The organism is Streptomyces sp. Z423-1 (genome assembly GCF_013009255.1).
GTDB lineage: Bacteria > Actinomycetota > Actinomycetes > Streptomycetales > Streptomycetaceae > Streptomyces > Streptomyces gossypiisoli.
The window spans coordinates 859,572-876,763 of the sequence record NZ_CP053109.1 but is presented as its reverse complement, the minus strand read 5'-3'; the positions used below and the strand labels follow the sequence as shown (position 1 = coordinate 876,763).

Below are 17,192 nucleotides of genomic sequence, written 5' to 3'. Positions count from 1 at the left end.
GTGGCTGCTGAGGACCTCCGCTCGGAGAAGGACATCCGGGAAGCGGTGACGGCGCTCCTGCAGGCACGGCAGACGGAGGCCCGGCGCCTGGACCCGATCCACGCCGCGGTGCGTAACAAGGTGAACGACATCTACGTGCCGCAGAAGGCGACCCAGGAATACCGGCGGCTGGTCGACCAGTCCCGGTTCAATGTGCTGCCGCTGGTGGTGACGCAGCTCGCGCAGGCCCTGTATGTGGACGGCTACCGGCCATCGGGAGAGGTGGACAACTCGCCTGTGTGGGATGCCGTGTGGCAGCCCAACCGGATGGACGCCCGGCAGGGGGGCCTGTACCGGGCGGCGATCCAGTACGGCGTCTCCTACGCGCTGGCGCTCCCCGGGGCGCCGGTGCCGGTGATCACGCCGCTGTCGCCGCGGCGGTGCACCGCGCTGTACAAGGACCCGATGATGGACGAGTGGCCGGAGATGGCGCTCGTTCGCCAGCGCGGCAACCGGTACACGCTCTACGACAGCGTGGGGAAGTACCCGGTCACGGTGGAGCAGGACAGCGACACCATCACGCTGGACAAAGGGGAACAGCCCAAGGTGCATGGCCTTGGGGTGTGTCCGGTGGTGCGGTTTCTGGACTCCTACGACGATCTCGACGACGGGCCGATGGGCAAGGTCGAGCCGCTGCTACCGGTGCAGCGGCAGCTGAACCAGACCACCTACTCGCTGCTGATGGCGCAGCAGTACGCCGCATTCAGGCAGCGCTGGGTCACTGGCATGACGATCGAGGAGGACGTCGACGGCAACCCCCGCGAGCCGTTCGACGTCGGCGTCGACCGGCTCTTCCACGCCGAGGACCATGAGGCCCGGTTCGGCGAGTTCGGGCAGACCGACCTCAAGGGCTATCTCGACTCCAGGGACAAGGCGCTGCTGTACATCGCGAGTACGGCGCAGATCCCGCCGCACAACCTGATCGTCGGATCCGGCATCAGCAACATCTCCGCGGAGGCCCTGGCCGCGCTCGAGGCCGGCCACCGCCAGGACGTCGCCGAGCACCAGTCGAGTTTCGGTGAATCGGCCGAGCAGCTGCTTCGCCTGTGCGGGCTGGCGATGGGCGACACGGGAACCTGGGAGGACACCTCTGCTCAGGTGCGCTGGCGCGACACCACGCCGCGGTCGCTGGCGCAGGTGGCGGATGCGCTGGGCAAGCTCGCGCAAGGGCTCGAAGTGCCCCCGCGGGCGCTGTGGGAGATGATCCCCGGGGTGACGGACACCGACATCCGGCGGTGGGAGCGCCTCGCCGGGGACGGTGACGCGATGGCGGCGGTGCAGCAGCTGCTCGCCACGCCGCTGGAAGCGCCGGCGCCCGAGGGCGAGCCGGCGCCGGAGGTAGCCGGTGCCGTCGCCTGAAGCCATGGCGCTCACGCGCCAGTTCCAGCAGCAGGTGATGCGCGTCGCGATGCTGCTGGCACGCCGTCTGCAGACGGCGGCGCTGCGCGCGGACGCCGACAACATTGACGGATGGTGGGAACGCATCAGCCCCCGCATCCAGCAGGAGATCCTCACCGGCTCCTCCGCACTCGCCCGGCTCGGGCGCCAGTACCTCATCGAGCACGCCCGCATCGAGGGCGTACAGGTCGAACCCGTCGAGGCCGAAGTGCCCGAGGAGCAGATCGCCACCGCCCTGCTCGTCACCGGTCCCGTCGCTTTCAAGCGGCACATCACGCGCACAGGCAGCGAAGAGGGCGCGCGGCGGGTGATGGCCACCACCTTGTCGGGGGCCGGGCAGCGCCTGGTCCTCGCCGGTGCCCGCGAGACGGTGACCCGCACCGTCGGTGAGCGCCGCGAGTACGCCGGGTGGCGCCGGGTTTCGGACGGGGATCCGTGTGCGTTCTGCGCCATGCTGATCAGCCGCGGCGCCGTGTACTCCCAGACCACGGTGGACTTCCAGGCACACGACCACGACGGCTGCTTCCCCGAGCCCTTGTACCGCAGGGAGCCGGAACCGCCGGAGGTGCGGCGCCTGTACGAGCAGTGGCAGCAGGTCACTGAACAGACACAGGGGCAGGCGTCGGTCGACGCGTGGCGCCGGTTCTGGAACAACCGGCAGACTCAGACAGGAGGTTGAGAGGGATGCCGGCGATTCCCGTGCATCACACGGCCACGGTTCAGGAACCGTGGGACGGCCCGGGCGCGATGGCCGCGGCGCCGAACGAGGCGCGCGTGCTGCGCTACATGAGCGCATGGCGGTCCGCGGACGGTGATCCGGACCTGAAGAGCAGCTACAAGTTCCCGCACCACGAGCCGGGCACCGACACTGCGGCGAACCTCGACGCGGTCCGTAACGGGCTGGCCCGGCTGTCGCAGGCCGACATCCCGGCCGCTGACCGGGCCGGTGTGGAGGCGCATCTGCGGGCCCACCTGGAGGACGCCCGCGAGGGCAGGTGAGAGATGTCCGTGCCCGAACCCCGGGCACGGTGCGTGGACGGCCCGCGCTGAAGAGGCCGGTGACGCGTGGACGACCAGCGCTGATTGGTCGGGATGGAGAAACGCATGAGTACAGCTGTTGAGCCGGCGGGGCAGCCGGAGGGTGTCCCTAACCCGGCGGAGACGCAGAACAACCCCCCGGCGGGGGGCGAGCCTGCGGCCAAGACCTTCGACCAGGACGCCGTCGACCGCATCGTGGCGGAACGGCTGGCCCGCGAACGGGCCAAGTACAGCGACTACAACGACCTCAAGTCCCAGGCCCAGCGCCTGGCCGAGATCGAGAACGCGCAGAAGACCGAGCAGCAGCGGCTGACCGAGCGCGCCGAGCAGGAGACGCAGGCACGCGCGGCCGCCGAGCAGCGCGCCCAGGAGCTGGAGGTACAGCTGCTGCGGCACAAGGTCGCCGGCACCAAGGGTCTTACGCCGGCGCAGGCGGCGCGGCTGCAGGGCACGAGTGAGGAGGAGATCGCGGCGGACGCCGACGCGCTCCTCGCGGCCTTCGCTCCCGCGCAGCCGCAGCAGCCTGCTGCGCGGACGCCGGTGGAGCAGCTGCTCCCCGGGGCTGTGCCGTCCGACGGCAGTGCGCCGGCGGACATGAACGAGTGGATGCGGCAGAGAGCCCCCCGCACCAACTGAACCGGCCGGGCAGCCCCCGGCCTTTTGTGACCTGAGCCCCGCCCGAGTGCGGGGTTTTCGCATGGAAGGAGGGGGCTATGCCCCTGAACAGTGACCCGGATCTGCTCCCCATCGAGTGGTCCCAGGAAGTCATCAAGGAGATGGCCCACACCTCGGCGGTGATGGGCCTGTCGATGCAGCGGCGTATGTCGACGCGGCAGCAGCGGATCCCCGCCACCGCCGTCCTCGCGGACGCCTACTGGGTCGGCAACTCCGGCAACGACTTCACGAACCTCAAGCAGGAGGCGCTCGCCCAGTGGAAGGGCGTCAACCTGATCGTGGAGGAGCTCGCCGCGCTGGTGGCGATCCCTCACGCCTACATGGACGACAACTCCTTCCCCGTGTGGGAGGAGGCGCGGCCGCAGATCGTCGAGGCCATGGGGCGGCGCCTGGACCAGGCGGCTCTGTTCGGCGTCGGCACGCCGCCGACCTGGCAGACGGCGATCCTGCCGTCGGTTCAGGCGGCAGGGCAGACGGTGACGGAGGGCACCACCGATGACATCGCCGCGGACGTGGCGCTGTCCGCGCGCATTCTGAAGCAGCGCGGTTTCAACACCACCGGGTGGGCTGCCGAGCCCGGCTTCCAGTGGCGGCTGATCGGGATGCGGGATGCCGACGGCTCCCCGATCTACCAGCAGGACCTGGCCGGACCGATCCGTACCGGCCTGTACGGGCGGCCGATCCTGGAGGTCATGAACGGTGCCTGGGACGACACCGAGGCGCTGATCATCCACGGTGACTGGTCGAAGTCCATCGTCGGTATCCGGCAGGACATCACGTTCACCCGGCACGAGTCCGGCGTCATCGGCGACTCCGGCGGCAACATCGTGTTCAACGCGATGCAGCAGGACGCCACCATCTGGCGGGCGGTGTTCCGCGTCGCCTGGGCGCGCGCGAACCCCGCGACCCGGCTCGGCCCGCAGGCGGACCAGTCCGGCGACAACTCGCCCGCGTCCGCGGCGGCGCCGGCGAAGTTCCCGTGGGCCGCGGTCGTTCCGGCCACCAGCTGACGACGGCACGCGGGGCTGGCCGCTCGTGGCTGGCCCCGCGTGGCGCGGTGAGGAGGAGGAGTCGTGGCGCCGGTACGTGACAGCGGCGGGGACCTGGTCGGCCGGGCGGTCCCGTATACCGATGGTGATCCGGCCGTTCCTTTGGCGGGTGATGAGGTGAGTGGTCCGATCCGTACGGCGGACGGCGAGCTCGTGGGGCGTACGGCGCTGTATCAGGTGGCCGGTGGTGTGGCGGTCCCGGTCACCGAACTGGGCGGCACGGCCGCCGAGCAGGTGTCCGCGGACGCGCCGCTGGTCGCCACCCCCTCCGGTGACAATGTGACCTTGTCGGTCACGACCGATCAGGCCGGGGGCGTGCCGCTGCTGGACGGCTCCGGGCTGATCAAGCTCTCCCAGATGCCGATCTCGGGGCTGAACTACCACGGCAACTGGGACGCCTCGACGAACACGCCGACGCTGGTCAACGGCACCGGCACCGCGGGCGACATGTACCGGGTGCACGTCGCGGGGACGCAGGATCTCGGTGGCGGCGCGATCACGTTCGATGTGGGCGACCTCGTCGTCTACGAGGGCGCCGAGTGGCAGAAGTTCGAGGCCGCCACCGGGGTCATCAGCGTCAACGGCAAGACAGGCGCGGTCGAGCTGGTGAAGGGCGACGTCGGCCTCGGCAACGTCGACAACACCAGCGACGCCGACAAGCCGATCAGCACGGCGACGCAGGCGGCGCTGGACACGAAGCTCACCACCCCTGGTCCGCTGATCGCTGGCGTGGTGCTCGGCACCACCCTGTCGACCAACACGATCGGCATGGTCGGCTACGACCAGGACGTCCTCGGCGACACGCTGGTCATGCGGCAGTTCGGCGGCCAGGTCTCCACCGCTGCTCCGCAGGCCGACACGGACGCTGCGACCAAGGCGTATGTGGATACGGCCGTCGCGGGTGCGGGGGGCGGCGCAGCGTGGGGCGACATCACCGGAACACTCAGCTCCCAGACAGACCTTCAGCAGGCCCTCGACGGCCGCGTCTTGCTGACGTCCAAGGCGACTGATGCCGACACCGATACCGGCACTGCTGACGACAAATGGATGACGCCGCATGGCGTGACCAGGGCGATCAACAACCACGCTCAAGCACTCCCTGATGTTGAGACCGGTTACGAGACGCTCGATGCGGGCAACAACAGCCCTTCAACACCGATCGCCGCGCTCATCGGCCCAACTCCCTCAGACGCGAACGCCGAGGACTGGACGGTCGACTGGTACTTGTTCGTATCCGCCGACACCCCTGGGAACGTGACCTTCTCGCTCGCTGACCAGGCAGCGATCACAGCGCAGACTTCAGGGTTCGGACCCGCTACAGGCTCAAGCGGGGGATCGCCGGTAGTTTCCGCTTCCGAAGCGGACCTGACTTTCCGCGCCGACACGGTCAAGCGCCTCATCCGTCTCACATCGCATGTCCACTCCAACCCCGCAGACGGAACGCCCGGGCCTCTCGTACTCAACTTCGTAAGCCCGGACAGCGTCGCCATCACAGTCCACGCCGGGTCACACGTGGTCGCCCACAAGCTCCTGACGGCATCCTGAGGGGAGGGGACATGGACCTCGTTCCTGCCGCACAGCAGACGCTGCTGTCGCTGTGCCACACCCGCCAGGGGTGTGGCCGCTGCGCGGGCTGCCACGCGGTGCTGTCGGTCGCGCGCCGCATGGCACCCCCGGCGGGGGAGCCGGAGCGGCCTGCCGTGCGCGCGGCGAAGGCAGCGTGGGTCGAGTACGGCACAGCCCGCGGGATGGATCGTGACGCCGCTGAGGGCATGTCGAAGGCAGCACTCGTAGAGATGCTGTCGTAGAGATGCCCGTCTCGCACCATGAGGGCCGCGGCTGGGTGGCCGAGCGGCTCGCCGCCACGCGCCCCAGCCTGGTGATCGACGTCGGCCCCGGCGAGGGCATCTACTCCATGCTCATGCGCCCGTACACCCCGGGTGCCCGCTGGGAGTGCGTCGAGATCTGGGAGCCCTACGTCGACGAGTTCGACCTGACCGCGAAGTACGACCAGGTCCACGTGGGCGACGTCCGCGACTTCGCCTTCCCGGACAGCGGCTACACAGCGCTGCTCGGGGACGTAGTCGAACATCTGCCCGAGCCGGATGGGCGCAGGCTGCTCGCCGATCTGAAGCAGCGCGCGGACCACCTCATGGTGTCCGTACCGATCGTGCACATCGAGCAGGGAGCCGTGCACGGCAACCCGCACGAGGCGCATTTGTACCACTGGTCGTGGGAGGAGATGGACGAACTCATGGACCGCTGCGACGCGTTCCGAGGTGACGTACTGGGAAGGTGGTGGTGGTCCCGGTGAAGATCGTTGCCCTGGTGCACTTCGCCGTCCCGTTCCGCATGGCCGGGTCAGAGACGATGCTGCACACCCTGCTGGAGGCGCTTGCCGAACGGGGTCACGACGTGGTGGTGGTGACCACGCACACCCCGCAGGCGCCGCAGCACTGGCGGTGGGGACGCATCCGCGGCCTGTCACGTCAGGGCCCCACAGCTGCCGCGCTGACCGTGCGCGGCGAGCGCCCGGACGTGGTCGTCACCCACCACGACAACGCCGCGCTCGCCATCGACCTCGCGCCGTCCATCGGGGCGAAGTCGGTGTTCCTCATGCACAACGACTTCGACATCAACCTCCAGCTGCTCTCCAAGCGCCCGGACTTGACCGTCTTCAACACGCAGTGGATCGCGGACCGCTACGCCGACCGCGTGCCGTCCTGGGTGGTGGTGCATCCGCCGGTGCGGCCGGCGGACCACGCCACCGCCCCGGGCACGTTGGTGACGCTGGTCAACCTCAACGAGCACAAGGGCGCATCCGTGCTGTACGAGCTGGCGCGACGCATGCCCAAGACCCGGTTCCTGGGTGTGACCGGTGGCCACGGCGAACAGATCAAGATGAAGCGGCCGAACGTCGAGATCATCCGCCAGACCACCGACATGCGCCGCCATGTGTGGTCGCGCACCCGCGTGCTGCTCATGCCGTCGCTCTACGAGTCCTACGGCATGGTCGGTGTCGAGGCCCTCGCGTCCGGTATCCCGGTCATCGCCAACCCCACCCCCGGGCTGCGTGAATCCCTCGGCCACGCCGGCGTGTTCGTCGACCGCGCCGATGTGGACGGCTGGGAGCGCAAGCTGCGCCAGTTGCTGGAGGACCCGGTGGCGTGGACGGCGGCCTCCGAGCGGGCACGCAGCCGCAGCGCCGAACTCCACCCGGCGCCCGAACTGCAGGCGTGGGTGCGCGCCGTGGAGGAGGTGGCAGCCCATGGATCCCCTCGCCACCGTTGAGGACCTTGAGGCCCGGCTCGGCCGCCCCCTCACACCAGAGGAGGCCGCGCGGGTAGCTGCGCTCCTGGACGACGCCTCCGCCCTCGTACGCGCCTACACCGGCCAGGACTTCACCCTCACCGTGGGCGACGTAATCACGCTGCGGCCGGTCGGCACCGTCGTACGGCTTCCGCAACGGCCGGTGCAGCAGGTCACCCAGGTCGTCGCCGTCGGCGGCTCAACCGCCATCCCCGACATCGTCCTGCCCGCCGGGGCGTGGACGTTCGACGGGATCGACAAGGTCGACATCTGGCCCCCCGACAGCTCATGGTTCCTGTCGCTGCCCGAGAGCTGGACGGACGGCTGGGGCGCGGTGGACACCTACCGCCTCACCTACGACCACGGCTACGCCACCAGCCCGGCCGACGTCGTCGCGATCGTCTGCGCGATCGTGCTGCGCACCCTGCTCTCGCCATCGATGACGCCCGGCATGGTGTCCGAGCGGATCGGCACCTACAACTACCAGCTGCAACAGGGCAGCGGATCGGCCGGCGCGAGCGTACAGCTGACGCCGGGCGACCGGGACGCGCTCAAGCGCTACCGGCGCACGGCCACCACGATCCAGACCAGGGCGCGCTGATGGGGAGGTGGTCATGACCCGGAAGATCAGCCGCGCCGCGCCGAAGAGGCGGTGACCATGAGCACCGTGCACATAGTGCCTGTCGACGACCTGATCGAGCACGACACCAGCACGGCAGAACCGGACTGTGTCTGCGGACCGCGAGTCCATCCGGTGGAGGCCAACGACCACGGCATGAACTGGGCGCTGGTCCACAGCTCGCTTGATGGTCGTGAAGCGAGGGGGACGGCATGAGCACCGCTGTTCCGGGCAGGCTGCTGCCGCACACCGTGACGATCGTCGACCCCGCCGTGTCGACGGACGGCTACAACGACACCGTCTACGACTACGGCGCCTCCGCGACGCGCACGCAGGTGCAGGCGTGGCTGGAGCAGCGGCAGCGCACGCAGGTCACGGCCGACGGCGCCGATCCGCTGCAGGAACGCTGGCTGATGGTCACCAACCACAGCCCTATCAACCGCCGTGCCCGCATCGAATGGAACTCCCCCTCCGGGCCCGTGGTGTTCGAGCTCGACGGTCAGCCGGGCCCGTTCTACAACCCGCTCGCCATGGCAGCCGGCGGCACCACGAGCCCGCACCACCAGGAGCTCACGTTGAAAATCGTCGACGGCTGAGAGGTGATGGTGATGGCGTCCAACGTGCGGTTCCGCATGAACTCCCGCGGAGCCAAGGCCCTCCTGAAATCGGACGGAGTACGCCGCCACCTGCAGACCAGGGCAGGGGCCATCAAGGCGGTAGCCGCACCGGCGTTCGAGAACGCCACCTCGGACATCTGGACCCGCTCCCCAATCCGTGTGGTCGCCGACACCGCGGAGGGATCTGGGCGTGTGTTCGCCACCGTGATCGTGATCCACCCCGCCGCGCTGCGTATCGAGCGGGACCAGCGGATTCTGGGAGGTGCCACCGATGCAGCACGCTTCTGACCCGGCCCCGCTCGAAGCCGGCTTCCGGGTGCGGTGGCCGAAGTTCTCCGGCTCCAGCGGCTGGAAGGACAGCCTCGACAAGCCGCGGGTGGAGGAGAACTGCCTGATCCTCAAGACCGCGCCCGGGCGCTGGCTGTGGGTGCCCCTGCACACGATCACGGGCCCCATCGAAGTCGAGAAGCTCTGATGTTTCCCAACGTCAACGAGGCCCTCATCGCCTACCTGACGCCGCTGCACAACCCGGTCAAGGTCGTCGCACGGGTCCCCGACCCGCGGCCCGTCAGGCTGCTGCAGGTGCGCCGCGTCGGCGGCGTGGCGACGGTGCCCGTGCGGGATGCGGCCCGCATCGACGTCAAAGCCTGGGACGCCACCGACGCCGGCGCCATGGAGCTCGCGCTCGCCGCGCGCACGAACATCTGGAAGCTGGCCGGCACCAGCCTGCTCGGCGGTCTCGCCTGCTACCGGGTGGAGGAGTTCCTCGGCCCGCGCCTGGACGACGACCCCGTGACCAACTCGCCCGTCGCCTGGGCCACCTACTCGCTGCTGGTACGCGCGAACGACGCCGTCGTACCGGCCCCCTGACATTTCTGTTCCCCCGGTGTTCCGCGCGCCCGGGTGACCTTCCATGCCCACAGTGAGGAGATCACCATGGCACTCGTTGCCGACGAAGTCCGGGTGGCGATCAGCGGGGAGCTGCTGAGCGCCCCCCGCGGAACGGCTGCCCCCACCAACGCCAGCGACCCCCTGGACCCGGCGTTCAAGGGGCACGGGTACGTGTCCGAGGACGGCGTGACGGAGAACTGGGACGACTCCACCGACAACATCGTCGCGTGGCAGAACGCCGTCACCGTCCGTGCCGCCCGCACGGAATCCACGCTCACTCTGGCGTGCACCCTCATCCAGACCCGCGGATCCAACCTGGAATTCTTCTACCCGGGCTCGCAGGTGGAGGCGAACGGCGGCGAGTGGAAGATCGACGTCAAGCCGCCGACCAGCGACCCGCGGGCGTTCGTGCTGAACGTCCTCGACGGCACCGACCTGATCCGCATCTATGTCGGCAACGCCGAGCTCACCGAACGCGGTGAGGTCATGTACCAGAACGGCGAGCCCATCGGCTACCCGGTGACCGTCACCGCCTACCCGGACGACGACGGCAACCTCATGACGAAGTTCTCCAACTCCGCTGCGTGGGGAATCGACATCTCCTGACGGCCGCAGCCCGAAGACGGCCCCGGGGGCATCTCGCGCGGAGTGCCTCCGGGGCTTCAACCTCAGGTCCGCGCACGCATGTAAGGAGATCCGCGCATGGTGTTCGACGCCCGCAAGGTCGTACCGTCCCGCGAGCCATTCCCGTTCATCGGCATGGACGGCCAGCGCTACGAGCTGCCCAACATCAACACACTGACCGGCGAGCAGATGAACCGGCTGCAGGGCGGTGACGAATCCGTCATGGAAGAGATCGCCGACGAGGACGCGCTGGACGCGATCGAGGCGATGCCGCTGGCAGCGCGAATGCAGCTCGCGCAGGCCTGGGCCGTTCACGGCGGACGGCCGGGAAAAGCGGCCTCGCCGTCCTCGAGGACGCCCGGGCGCAAGAGGCGCTCGCGCTAGACCTGATCCTCCGGGGCGCCGACCCCGACCTCAACACGCTTGAGGTCGGCCGGATCGGCGCCCTGTACGAGGTGCTGTGCAACGACCCCACCAGCGTCACCGGCCGGCTCGCCGGCGGCGACGGCTACAGCCGCCTGGAACACCTGCTGTTCCTGGCCGTCGACGAGCTGCGTGTTGCGAACTGGCAGCGCAGCAAGGACGGCACCAAGGGCCGCAACAGGCCCAAGCCCATCTCCCCGCTGGCGCAGAAGCCGGGGCTGCGTACGGGCCGCACCGACCGCTCGCCGCGTGAAGTGCAAGAGCTGCTCGCCCGCTTCGGGCCGGCCCGCGCAGAGGCCGCCGCCACCGGCGGCGCATAGACCGACAACTCCACAGCCGAAGGGGGTGACGCTCCCTATGGCCGAGGAGATCGGTTCCGCATTCGTGCGCCTCCTGCCCAGCCTCAGGGGTTTCGGGGCGGAGGTGCAGCGGCTGCTCGACGGTGAACTCGACGGCATCGGCGTCCGCGTTGGCGCGCAGATCGGCGACGACCTGGCCGACGGCATCGGCGACGGCGCGGACGAGGCGCGGGGCTCGCTGCGTTCCCTGGCCACCACGATCGGTGGCCTGTCCGCCGGGCTGCCTGTGGTGGCCGCGGTCACCACCGCGGTGATGGGCCTGGCAGCCGGGTTCGCTGCCGCGGGGATCGCCGGGAAGGCCTTCCAGCTCGCGGTCACGCCGCAGCTGGAGGCCGTCACCGAGGCCTCGCAGGCTGCGGAGAAGGCGGAGGCCGCGCACGAGAAGGCCGCCCTCAAGACGGCCGCGGCGCAGAAGCTCGCCGCGAAAGGCGGCGACGAGTACGAGGCCGCGCTGCGCGAGGCAGAAGCGGCGACCAGGGCTGCAGCTGACGCGGACGCCGCCTACGAGCAGCAGCTGGCCGCGCTGCCCGCGCCGACGCGGGAGTTCGCCAAGGCCCTGGACGGCCTGAAGTCCGACCACGAGGAATGGTCGAACGAGCTGGCCAAGGACACGATGCCCGTCTTCACCAAGGGCATCGAGCTCGCCCGGTCCTTGTTGCCGCAGCTGACACCGTTCGTGAAGGCCGCCGCCTCTGCGTTCGGGGGTTTCCTCGACGAGGTCGCCGCCGGCGTGAAGTCCGCCGGGTTCAAACAGTGGGCGGCGGACATGTCGGCCGCCGCGGGCCCTGCGCTGCGCGACTTCCTGACCGTCATCAAGAACCTGGCCACCGGATTCGGTGGGCTGCTGCAGGCCTTCCTGCCCGCATCCGCCGGGGTGACCGGCGCCCTGGTCGGGATGACCGGCGCGTTCGCCCAGTGGGCCACCGGGCTCAAGGACAGCCAAGGCTTCGCCCAGTTCCTGGAACTGGCCCGCGAGGGCGGCGACGCGCTGCTGAACGTGGCCACCGCGGCGGGCAACGTGCTTGTCGCCCTGGCGCCCGTCCTCGGCGTGACCGCGACCCTGGCCAACGCATTCGCCACCGTCATCAACAACACCCCCACCCCGGTGCTGACGGCGATCGCCACCACGCTACTCGCGGTCAAGGTCGGGATGATGGCCTACAGCACGGGCGCCGCGATCGTGGCCACAGCCAACCGGATCATGGCGAGCTCCACCTACACGGCCATCGCTGGCTGGATGCGGATGATGGGCGTGGGCCTGATGGCCTACGCGCGCATCGCTGGCGCGGCGATCGCGTCAGCGGCCCGTACCGCCGCGGCGTGGGCCGGGGCCGCACTGCGGTCCATGGCGACGTTCGCAGCGCAGATCATCCGTACCGCGCTGGTGGCGGTGGCACAGTTCGCGCTGATGGCCGCACGCGCCGTGATCTGGGCGGCGATCATGGCCGCGCAGTGGCTGATCGCCATGGGCCCCATCGGCTGGGTCATCGCCGCCATCGTCGGCCTCGTCGCGCTGATCATCGCGAACTGGGACACCGTCAAGCGGTGGACGCAGCAGGCGTGGGACTGGGTCTGGCAGAAGATCAAGGGCGCTGTCGGGTTCATGCTCGCCGCCGTGAAACTGCTCGGGAAAATCCCCGGCTGGGTGAGCGGCTGGTTCACCAGCATGAAGAACCTCGCCGTCCGCAAAGCGCTGGAGCTCGTGTCGTGGCTGACCGGGCTGCCCCGGCGCATCGGTTCCGCGATCGGCGCCATGGCCAGCGTGCTGCACTCCCGCGCATCATCCGCGTTCCAGTCCATGCGCAACGCCGCCGCCGCCAAGGTCACGTCCTTCATCGGCTGGGTGCGCGGCCTGCCCGGACGCGTGGCCCGGGCCGTCGGCAACCTCAACAGGCTGCTGTACAGCAAGGGGCAGGACGTGGTGCGCGGCCTGTGGAACGGCATCAAGTCCATGGGCGGCTGGATCTACAGCAAGGCGAAGAGCTTCGTCAGCGGCATCGTCGACGGAGTCAAGTCCGGCTTCGGGATCTTCTCGCCGTCCCGGGTGATGGCCAAGGAAGTCGGCCGTTACATCCCGTCCGGCATCGTCAAGGGCTGGGAGTCGAACATGGGTGACGTGCGGGCCATGGCCGCGCAGACGGCGGCCGCCGCCACCTCGGTGCTGCCTGCCGGTGCGGGCGCCGTCTCGCGGGCTGCGGCGGCCGCCGCCCCGACCGTCGTGATCGATGCCGGCAACCTGCCGCGCGCCCTGGCCGAGTGGCTGCGCTACGCCATCCGCACCGAGGCCGGCGGCAGCGCCGAGAAGTTCTTCAAGCCCGCGCGATAAGGAGGCACACGTGGCGTTCCCCGAGGACCGTATGCCGATCCGGGTGCGCGCAGCGTTCGGCGCGGACGCCGAAGCCGCTCCGTCCACTTGGCCGTGGACGGACATCACCGCCGACGTGAACGCCCAGCAGGTCACCATCACCCGCGGGCAGGCCAACGAGGGGGGCGAGCCGTCTCCCACCAGCATCAGCCTGGTGCTGGACAACCCGCACGGCAACTACACCCCCGACAACGCGCTCAGCGACTACTACCCGAACGTCGACCAGGGCGTCCCACTGGAGTACTCCATCGGCGCCAGCCAGCCGTACATGCGGCTGGAGTTCTCCACCAGCCGTGCCACCACTCCCGATGCCGCTCAGGTGGATGTGACAGGCGATCTGGACGTGCGGCTGGACTGCGCGCTCGACACCTGGCAGGCACGCCCGGGATCGCTGCTGGAGCTGTGCGGCAAGTACGCCATCAGCGGCGACCAGCGGTCCTGGCTCCTGGTCCTGGGATCCGACGGCACGCCCATCTTCCGGTGGAGCACCGACGGGGTATCCGTCCTGCAGGTGGGCGCCACCGCCCAGCCCTCTGCGCCGTCGACCGGACGGCTCGCGCTCCGCGTCACCCTCGACGTCGACAACGGGACCGGTGGCCACACCCTCACCTTCTACACCGCACCCACCATCGACGCGGAAAACTGGACCCAGCTCGGCGACCCTGTCACCGGCTCCGGTACGACGTCCGTGTTCAACAGCACGGCCCCGCTGACCGCCGGGGACATCCAGATCCTCGGCTTCGACAGCCCCGTCGGGAACTACTACGCGATGCAGCTGCGTAACGGCATCGACGGCACCCTCGTCGCGGACGTCGACTTCACCGCCCAGACCGTCGGCGCAACCACCTTCACCGACTCCACCGGCCTGCAATGGACCCTGGCCAATGGAGCGGAGATCACCGAGTGGCAGCGCCGGTTCATCGGCCACATCGACAGCTGGGAACCCGTGTGGCCCTACGGCGACCTGTCCCGCACCGACGCCAACGGCGAGCTGGAGTACGAGGGCGAGTCACAGGTCACCATCACCGCATCCGGCATCCTGCGCCGCCTCGGACAGGGCGAGGAACCGCTGCAGTCCACCCTCCGACGTCGCATCCCGAGCTTCAACCCGGTGGCGTACTGGCCCCAGGAAGAGGGCCGCAACGCCACCAGCATCTCCAGCCCCATCGAAGGCGTGGCGGCCTTCACGCCCACCGGCTTCGACTTCGCCGCCGACGACACGCTGCCCGGCTCCTCACCGCTGCCGTCCATCGCCGCCACCGCATCGTTCGCCGCGAACGTGCCCCCCGCGACGCCAGGCGTATGGCAGGTCGAACTCGTGTACTTCCTGGAGGCGATGCCCGCCTCCCTGACGACCCTGTTCGAGGTACGGGCCACCGGCACCGGCCGCCGTGTGCGGGTGCGCGTCGCAACCGACAACGTCACCCTGCAGGGCTTCGACGCCAACGACAACGAGCTGTTCTTGAGCTCGACCCTTGCGCCGCAGTTCACCGGCGCGTGGAACCGGCTTCAGATCAAAGCGGTGCCCGACGGTGGCAACGTCACATACGTCGCCCGGTGGATCGTCATCGGTGGCAGCGGCTTCGCAGCTATCGCGACCATCGCCGGCAGCGCCGGCTACGCCACGCAGGTGAGCTCCGCCTTCGGCAGCGGCCTGGAAGGCCTGCGTTTCGGCCACCTGGCCGTGTTCGACACCGAGACCGATGCCCCGTTCAACGCGGCTGACATGGCGTTCAACGGCGAGAACGCAGCCGATCGCATGATCCGCCTGTGCCAGGAGGAAGGCATCCCGTTCGTCCTCACCGGCGACGCCACCACCACCCAGGCAATGGGCCCGCAACGTCCCGCCACCCTCACGGATCTGCTCGCCGAATGCGCGGCCGTCGACGGAGGCCTCCTCGGCGAACAACGAGCCTCCTACGGGCTCGCCTACCGCACCCGGGCCAGCCTCTACAACCAGACGCCGCGCCTGGTCCTGGACGCCGCACAGAACGAGATCACCAACCCGTTCGCGCCGGTCCTGGACGATCAGCGGCTGCGCAACTACATCACTGTCTCGCGAGAGGGCGGCTCCTCAGCGACCGCGGTCGACGAGGCCTCCGTCATGCGGCGCCGCCAGTACAAGGCCTCGGTCACGGTCAACGCCTTCAGCGACGACCAGCTGCCCGCTCTCGCCGGGTGGCGTCTGCACCTGGGCACCTGGCCCGGCATGCGCTACCCGTCCGTCTCCACAGAACTGTCCATCGCCCCGCAGCTCATCACCGACTGGCTGGAGCTCGACTACGGCGACCGCCTGCACGTGGTCAACCTGCCGCCGCAGCACCCCAGGGACACTGTCGACCTGCTCCTGCAGGGCTACAGCGAGACGATCTCACCCACCCGGTGGACCGTGCAGGCCAACTGCTCGCCCGGCGGCCCATGGACCGTCGGCGCGGTCGCGCTCGCCGAGGACTTCAGCGACTCCACCTACGCGTTCCCGATCACCGCTGGCGGGAACCTGCCGTGGTTCCGGTCGCAGGCGCACTACAACTCGGCGTCGTGGTCGCTGCGGTCGGGCGCGATCGGCAACAACCAGACCAGCGATGCCATCGTGACGGTGCCCACCGGCGCGACGGCGTTGACGTTCTGGTACTGGACGAGCAGCGAGGAGGCCGGGCCCGGGTTTGAGGGTGACCGTCTGCTGGTCCTGGTCGACGGGGTGCAGGTGCTGCGGGCGCAGGGCATCACGCCGTGGACGCAGACCACCATCGACGTCACCGGCAAGAGCGCGGTCACCTTCCGGTACGCCAAGGACAACTCGGCGGCGGCCGGTGAGGACGCCGTCTACATCGACGACCTCGTGTTCACGATGCCGGCGCCGAGCCGCGTGGACGCCAACCCCGGCGCGTCCACGCTCGCTCTGGCGTCAACGGATACCGCGACGCAACTGCTCGTGCACACCCCCGCGCGGGGCGTCGGGAAGAACCCCGTGCCGTGGATCACCTCGGCCGGCGTGGCGCCCACCTACCCGCAGGACTTCCCGCTCGACATCCGGTTCGGAGGGGAGGTCGCCCGCCTGCAGAAGTGCGAGCCCGTCGCGTGGGACACCTTCACCCGCACCGTCGCGAACGGGTGGGGCACCGCCAGCAGCGGGCTGTCCTGGGTGGATGCGGGCGGCGTCGCCTCGGACCGGTCGGTCAACGGCTCGGCTGGCGTGCTCACGCTGGCCGCGAACCGCGACACCGTCCGCTTCGAGCGGATCGTCGGCAACATTGCCGACTGCGAGGTGCTGACGAGGGTCAGCGTCGACCAGGTCGCCACCGGCGCCGCTCTGCTCCCGGCGATCCTGCTGCGCTACACCGACCCGTTGAACTTCTACCGGGCCCGGCTGCACTTCGGGACGTCCGGGACCATGGCCGTGTCGGTCACCCGAGGCACCACCACCATCGGCACCACCCCAGCCATCCCCTACCCCTACAGCGCCGGACAGTGGTTCTGGCTGCGCGCCCGTCTCACCGGGCACCGGGTACAGATGCGAGCGTGGCCGGACGGCCGGGTCGAGCCCGGCGAGTGGCACGCCGACCAGACCATCACCACCGACCCCATCAGCTCGGGGCAGGTGGGTGTCGCCGGGTCGGCGTTCTCCACCAACACGAACACCAATCCGCAGTTGCGGTACGACGATTTCCGGATCCCGACGCCGCAGCTGATGACCGTGGAGCGCTCCCGTAACGGCGTCGTCAAGGCGCACGCGGTCGGCACCGAGGTGCGCGTTGACCGACCCGCCGTCATCGCACTGTAGGAAGG

General features: G+C 69.6%; 20 protein-coding genes. All 20 read left to right on the top strand.

Annotation, left to right across the window (positions count from 1 at the left end):
* The 20 genes from HJD23_RS03975 to HJD23_RS03880 all read left to right on the top strand — a co-directional run bounded on the left by HJD23_RS03975 (window position 1) and on the right by HJD23_RS03880 (window position 17,187).
* Window positions 1-1,398 (top strand): phage portal protein, encoded by a 1,398-nt coding sequence (locus tag HJD23_RS03975; RefSeq protein ID WP_171110622.1) that lies wholly within the window; start codon window positions 1-3, stop codon window positions 1,396-1,398.
* 4 nt (window positions 1,399-1,402) lie between these two features.
* On the top strand, window positions 1,403-2,116 hold the full coding sequence (locus HJD23_RS03970) for a hypothetical protein (RefSeq protein ID WP_171110623.1): 714 nt from the start codon (window positions 1,403-1,405) through the stop codon (window positions 2,114-2,116).
* A 5-nt stretch (window positions 2,117-2,121) separates the two neighbouring features.
* Window positions 2,122-2,436, top strand: coding sequence for a hypothetical protein (locus HJD23_RS03965; RefSeq protein WP_171110624.1), 315 nt, complete (start codon window positions 2,122-2,124; stop codon window positions 2,434-2,436).
* A 105-nt stretch (window positions 2,437-2,541) separates the two neighbouring features.
* Entirely contained in the window at window positions 2,542-3,111 is a 570-nt protein-coding gene (locus HJD23_RS03960) for a DUF4355 domain-containing protein (RefSeq protein WP_171110625.1), read from the top strand.
* 77 nt (window positions 3,112-3,188) lie between these two features.
* A complete protein-coding gene (locus HJD23_RS03955; protein ID WP_171110626.1) occupies window positions 3,189-4,160 on the top strand; it encodes a phage major capsid protein in 972 nt (323 codons plus the stop codon).
* A gap of 63 nt (window positions 4,161-4,223) precedes the next feature.
* Window positions 4,224-5,744, top strand: a complete 1,521-nt coding sequence (locus tag HJD23_RS03950) for a hypothetical protein (protein WP_171107100.1) — start codon at window positions 4,224-4,226, stop codon at window positions 5,742-5,744.
* Between the two features lie 11 nt (window positions 5,745-5,755).
* Window positions 5,756-6,007 carry a hypothetical protein gene (locus tag HJD23_RS03945; protein ID WP_171110627.1) on the top strand — a complete coding sequence of 84 codons (252 nt, stop codon included), beginning with the start codon at window positions 5,756-5,758 and terminating at the stop codon, window positions 6,005-6,007.
* A 2-nt stretch (window positions 6,008-6,009) separates the two neighbouring features.
* Window positions 6,010-6,513, top strand: a complete 504-nt coding sequence (locus HJD23_RS03940) for a class I SAM-dependent methyltransferase (protein ID WP_171110628.1) — start codon at window positions 6,010-6,012, stop codon at window positions 6,511-6,513.
* Window positions 6,510-7,490, top strand: a complete 981-nt coding sequence (locus HJD23_RS03935) for a glycosyltransferase family 4 protein (protein ID WP_171110629.1) — start codon at window positions 6,510-6,512, stop codon at window positions 7,488-7,490. The genes HJD23_RS03940 and HJD23_RS03935 overlap by 4 nt, the downstream gene beginning before the upstream one ends.
* Complete coding sequence (locus HJD23_RS03930; RefSeq protein ID WP_171110630.1) at window positions 7,468-8,109, top strand: hypothetical protein; 642 nt, start codon at window positions 7,468-7,470, stop codon at window positions 8,107-8,109. The genes HJD23_RS03935 and HJD23_RS03930 overlap by 23 nt, the downstream gene beginning before the upstream one ends.
* 57 nt (window positions 8,110-8,166) lie before the next feature.
* A complete protein-coding gene (locus HJD23_RS03925; protein WP_171110631.1) occupies window positions 8,167-8,343 on the top strand; it encodes a hypothetical protein in 177 nt (58 codons plus the stop codon).
* Entirely contained in the window at window positions 8,340-8,723 is a 384-nt protein-coding gene (locus HJD23_RS03920; RefSeq protein ID WP_171110632.1) for a hypothetical protein, read from the top strand. Before HJD23_RS03925 ends, HJD23_RS03920 begins: the two co-directional genes overlap by 4 nt.
* A gap of 12 nt (window positions 8,724-8,735) precedes the next feature.
* Complete coding sequence (locus tag HJD23_RS03915) at window positions 8,736-9,032, top strand: hypothetical protein (protein WP_171110633.1); 297 nt, start codon at window positions 8,736-8,738, stop codon at window positions 9,030-9,032.
* The gene (locus tag HJD23_RS03910; RefSeq protein ID WP_171110634.1) at window positions 9,016-9,219 is read left to right on the top strand and encodes a hypothetical protein; all 204 of its coding nucleotides are present in this window, start codon (window positions 9,016-9,018) and stop codon (window positions 9,217-9,219) included. Before HJD23_RS03915 ends, HJD23_RS03910 begins: the two co-directional genes overlap by 17 nt.
* Window positions 9,219-9,614, top strand: a complete 396-nt coding sequence (locus HJD23_RS03905; RefSeq protein ID WP_171110635.1) for a hypothetical protein — start codon at window positions 9,219-9,221, stop codon at window positions 9,612-9,614. The genes HJD23_RS03910 and HJD23_RS03905 overlap by 1 nt, the downstream gene beginning before the upstream one ends.
* 66 nt (window positions 9,615-9,680) lie before the next feature.
* Window positions 9,681-10,241 (top strand): phage tail protein, encoded by a 561-nt coding sequence (locus HJD23_RS03900; protein WP_171110636.1) that lies wholly within the window; start codon window positions 9,681-9,683, stop codon window positions 10,239-10,241.
* 96 nt (window positions 10,242-10,337) lie between these two features.
* Window positions 10,338-10,643 (top strand): hypothetical protein, encoded by a 306-nt coding sequence (locus HJD23_RS03895; RefSeq protein WP_171110637.1) that lies wholly within the window; start codon window positions 10,338-10,340, stop codon window positions 10,641-10,643.
* Between the two features lie 71 nt (window positions 10,644-10,714).
* Window positions 10,715-11,002: a DUF5361 domain-containing protein gene (locus HJD23_RS03890; protein ID WP_171110638.1), complete on the top strand. Its 288-nt coding sequence runs from the start codon at window positions 10,715-10,717 to the stop codon at window positions 11,000-11,002.
* A gap of 37 nt (window positions 11,003-11,039) precedes the next feature.
* On the top strand, window positions 11,040-13,367 hold the full coding sequence (locus HJD23_RS03885; protein ID WP_171110639.1) for a hypothetical protein: 2,328 nt from the start codon (window positions 11,040-11,042) through the stop codon (window positions 13,365-13,367).
* A 10-nt stretch (window positions 13,368-13,377) separates the two neighbouring features.
* On the top strand, window positions 13,378-17,187 hold the full coding sequence (locus HJD23_RS03880) for a hypothetical protein (protein WP_171110640.1): 3,810 nt from the start codon (window positions 13,378-13,380) through the stop codon (window positions 17,185-17,187).
* Window positions 17,188-17,192 lie beyond the last annotated feature (5 nt).

Excerpts from the sequence above, each read along its gene's own strand:
- HJD23_RS03970 (WP_171110623.1), top strand. The coding sequence starts at position 1,403 with ATGGCGCTCACGCGCCAGTTCCAGCAGCAGGTGATGCGCGTCGCGATG.
- HJD23_RS03965 (WP_171110624.1), top strand. The coding sequence starts at position 2,122 with ATGCCGGCGATTCCCGTGCATCACACGGCCACGGTTCAGGAACCGTGG.
- HJD23_RS03960 (WP_171110625.1), top strand. The coding sequence starts at position 2,542 with ATGAGTACAGCTGTTGAGCCGGCGGGGCAGCCGGAGGGTGTCCCTAAC.
- HJD23_RS03955 (WP_171110626.1), top strand. The coding sequence starts at position 3,189 with ATGCCCCTGAACAGTGACCCGGATCTGCTCCCCATCGAGTGGTCCCAG.
- HJD23_RS03945 (WP_171110627.1), top strand. The coding sequence starts at position 5,756 with ATGGACCTCGTTCCTGCCGCACAGCAGACGCTGCTGTCGCTGTGCCAC.
- HJD23_RS03940 (WP_171110628.1), top strand. The coding sequence starts at position 6,010 with ATGCCCGTCTCGCACCATGAGGGCCGCGGCTGGGTGGCCGAGCGGCTC.
- HJD23_RS03930 (WP_171110630.1), top strand. The coding sequence starts at position 7,468 with ATGGATCCCCTCGCCACCGTTGAGGACCTTGAGGCCCGGCTCGGCCGC.
- HJD23_RS03925 (WP_171110631.1), top strand. The coding sequence starts at position 8,167 with ATGAGCACCGTGCACATAGTGCCTGTCGACGACCTGATCGAGCACGAC.
- HJD23_RS03920 (WP_171110632.1), top strand. The coding sequence starts at position 8,340 with ATGAGCACCGCTGTTCCGGGCAGGCTGCTGCCGCACACCGTGACGATC.
- HJD23_RS03915 (WP_171110633.1), top strand. The coding sequence starts at position 8,736 with ATGGCGTCCAACGTGCGGTTCCGCATGAACTCCCGCGGAGCCAAGGCC.
- HJD23_RS03910 (WP_171110634.1), top strand. The coding sequence starts at position 9,016 with ATGCAGCACGCTTCTGACCCGGCCCCGCTCGAAGCCGGCTTCCGGGTG.
- HJD23_RS03905 (WP_171110635.1), top strand. The coding sequence starts at position 9,219 with ATGTTTCCCAACGTCAACGAGGCCCTCATCGCCTACCTGACGCCGCTG.
- HJD23_RS03900 (WP_171110636.1), top strand. The coding sequence starts at position 9,681 with ATGGCACTCGTTGCCGACGAAGTCCGGGTGGCGATCAGCGGGGAGCTG.
- HJD23_RS03895 (WP_171110637.1), top strand. The coding sequence starts at position 10,338 with ATGGTGTTCGACGCCCGCAAGGTCGTACCGTCCCGCGAGCCATTCCCG.
- HJD23_RS03885 (WP_171110639.1), top strand. The coding sequence starts at position 11,040 with ATGGCCGAGGAGATCGGTTCCGCATTCGTGCGCCTCCTGCCCAGCCTC.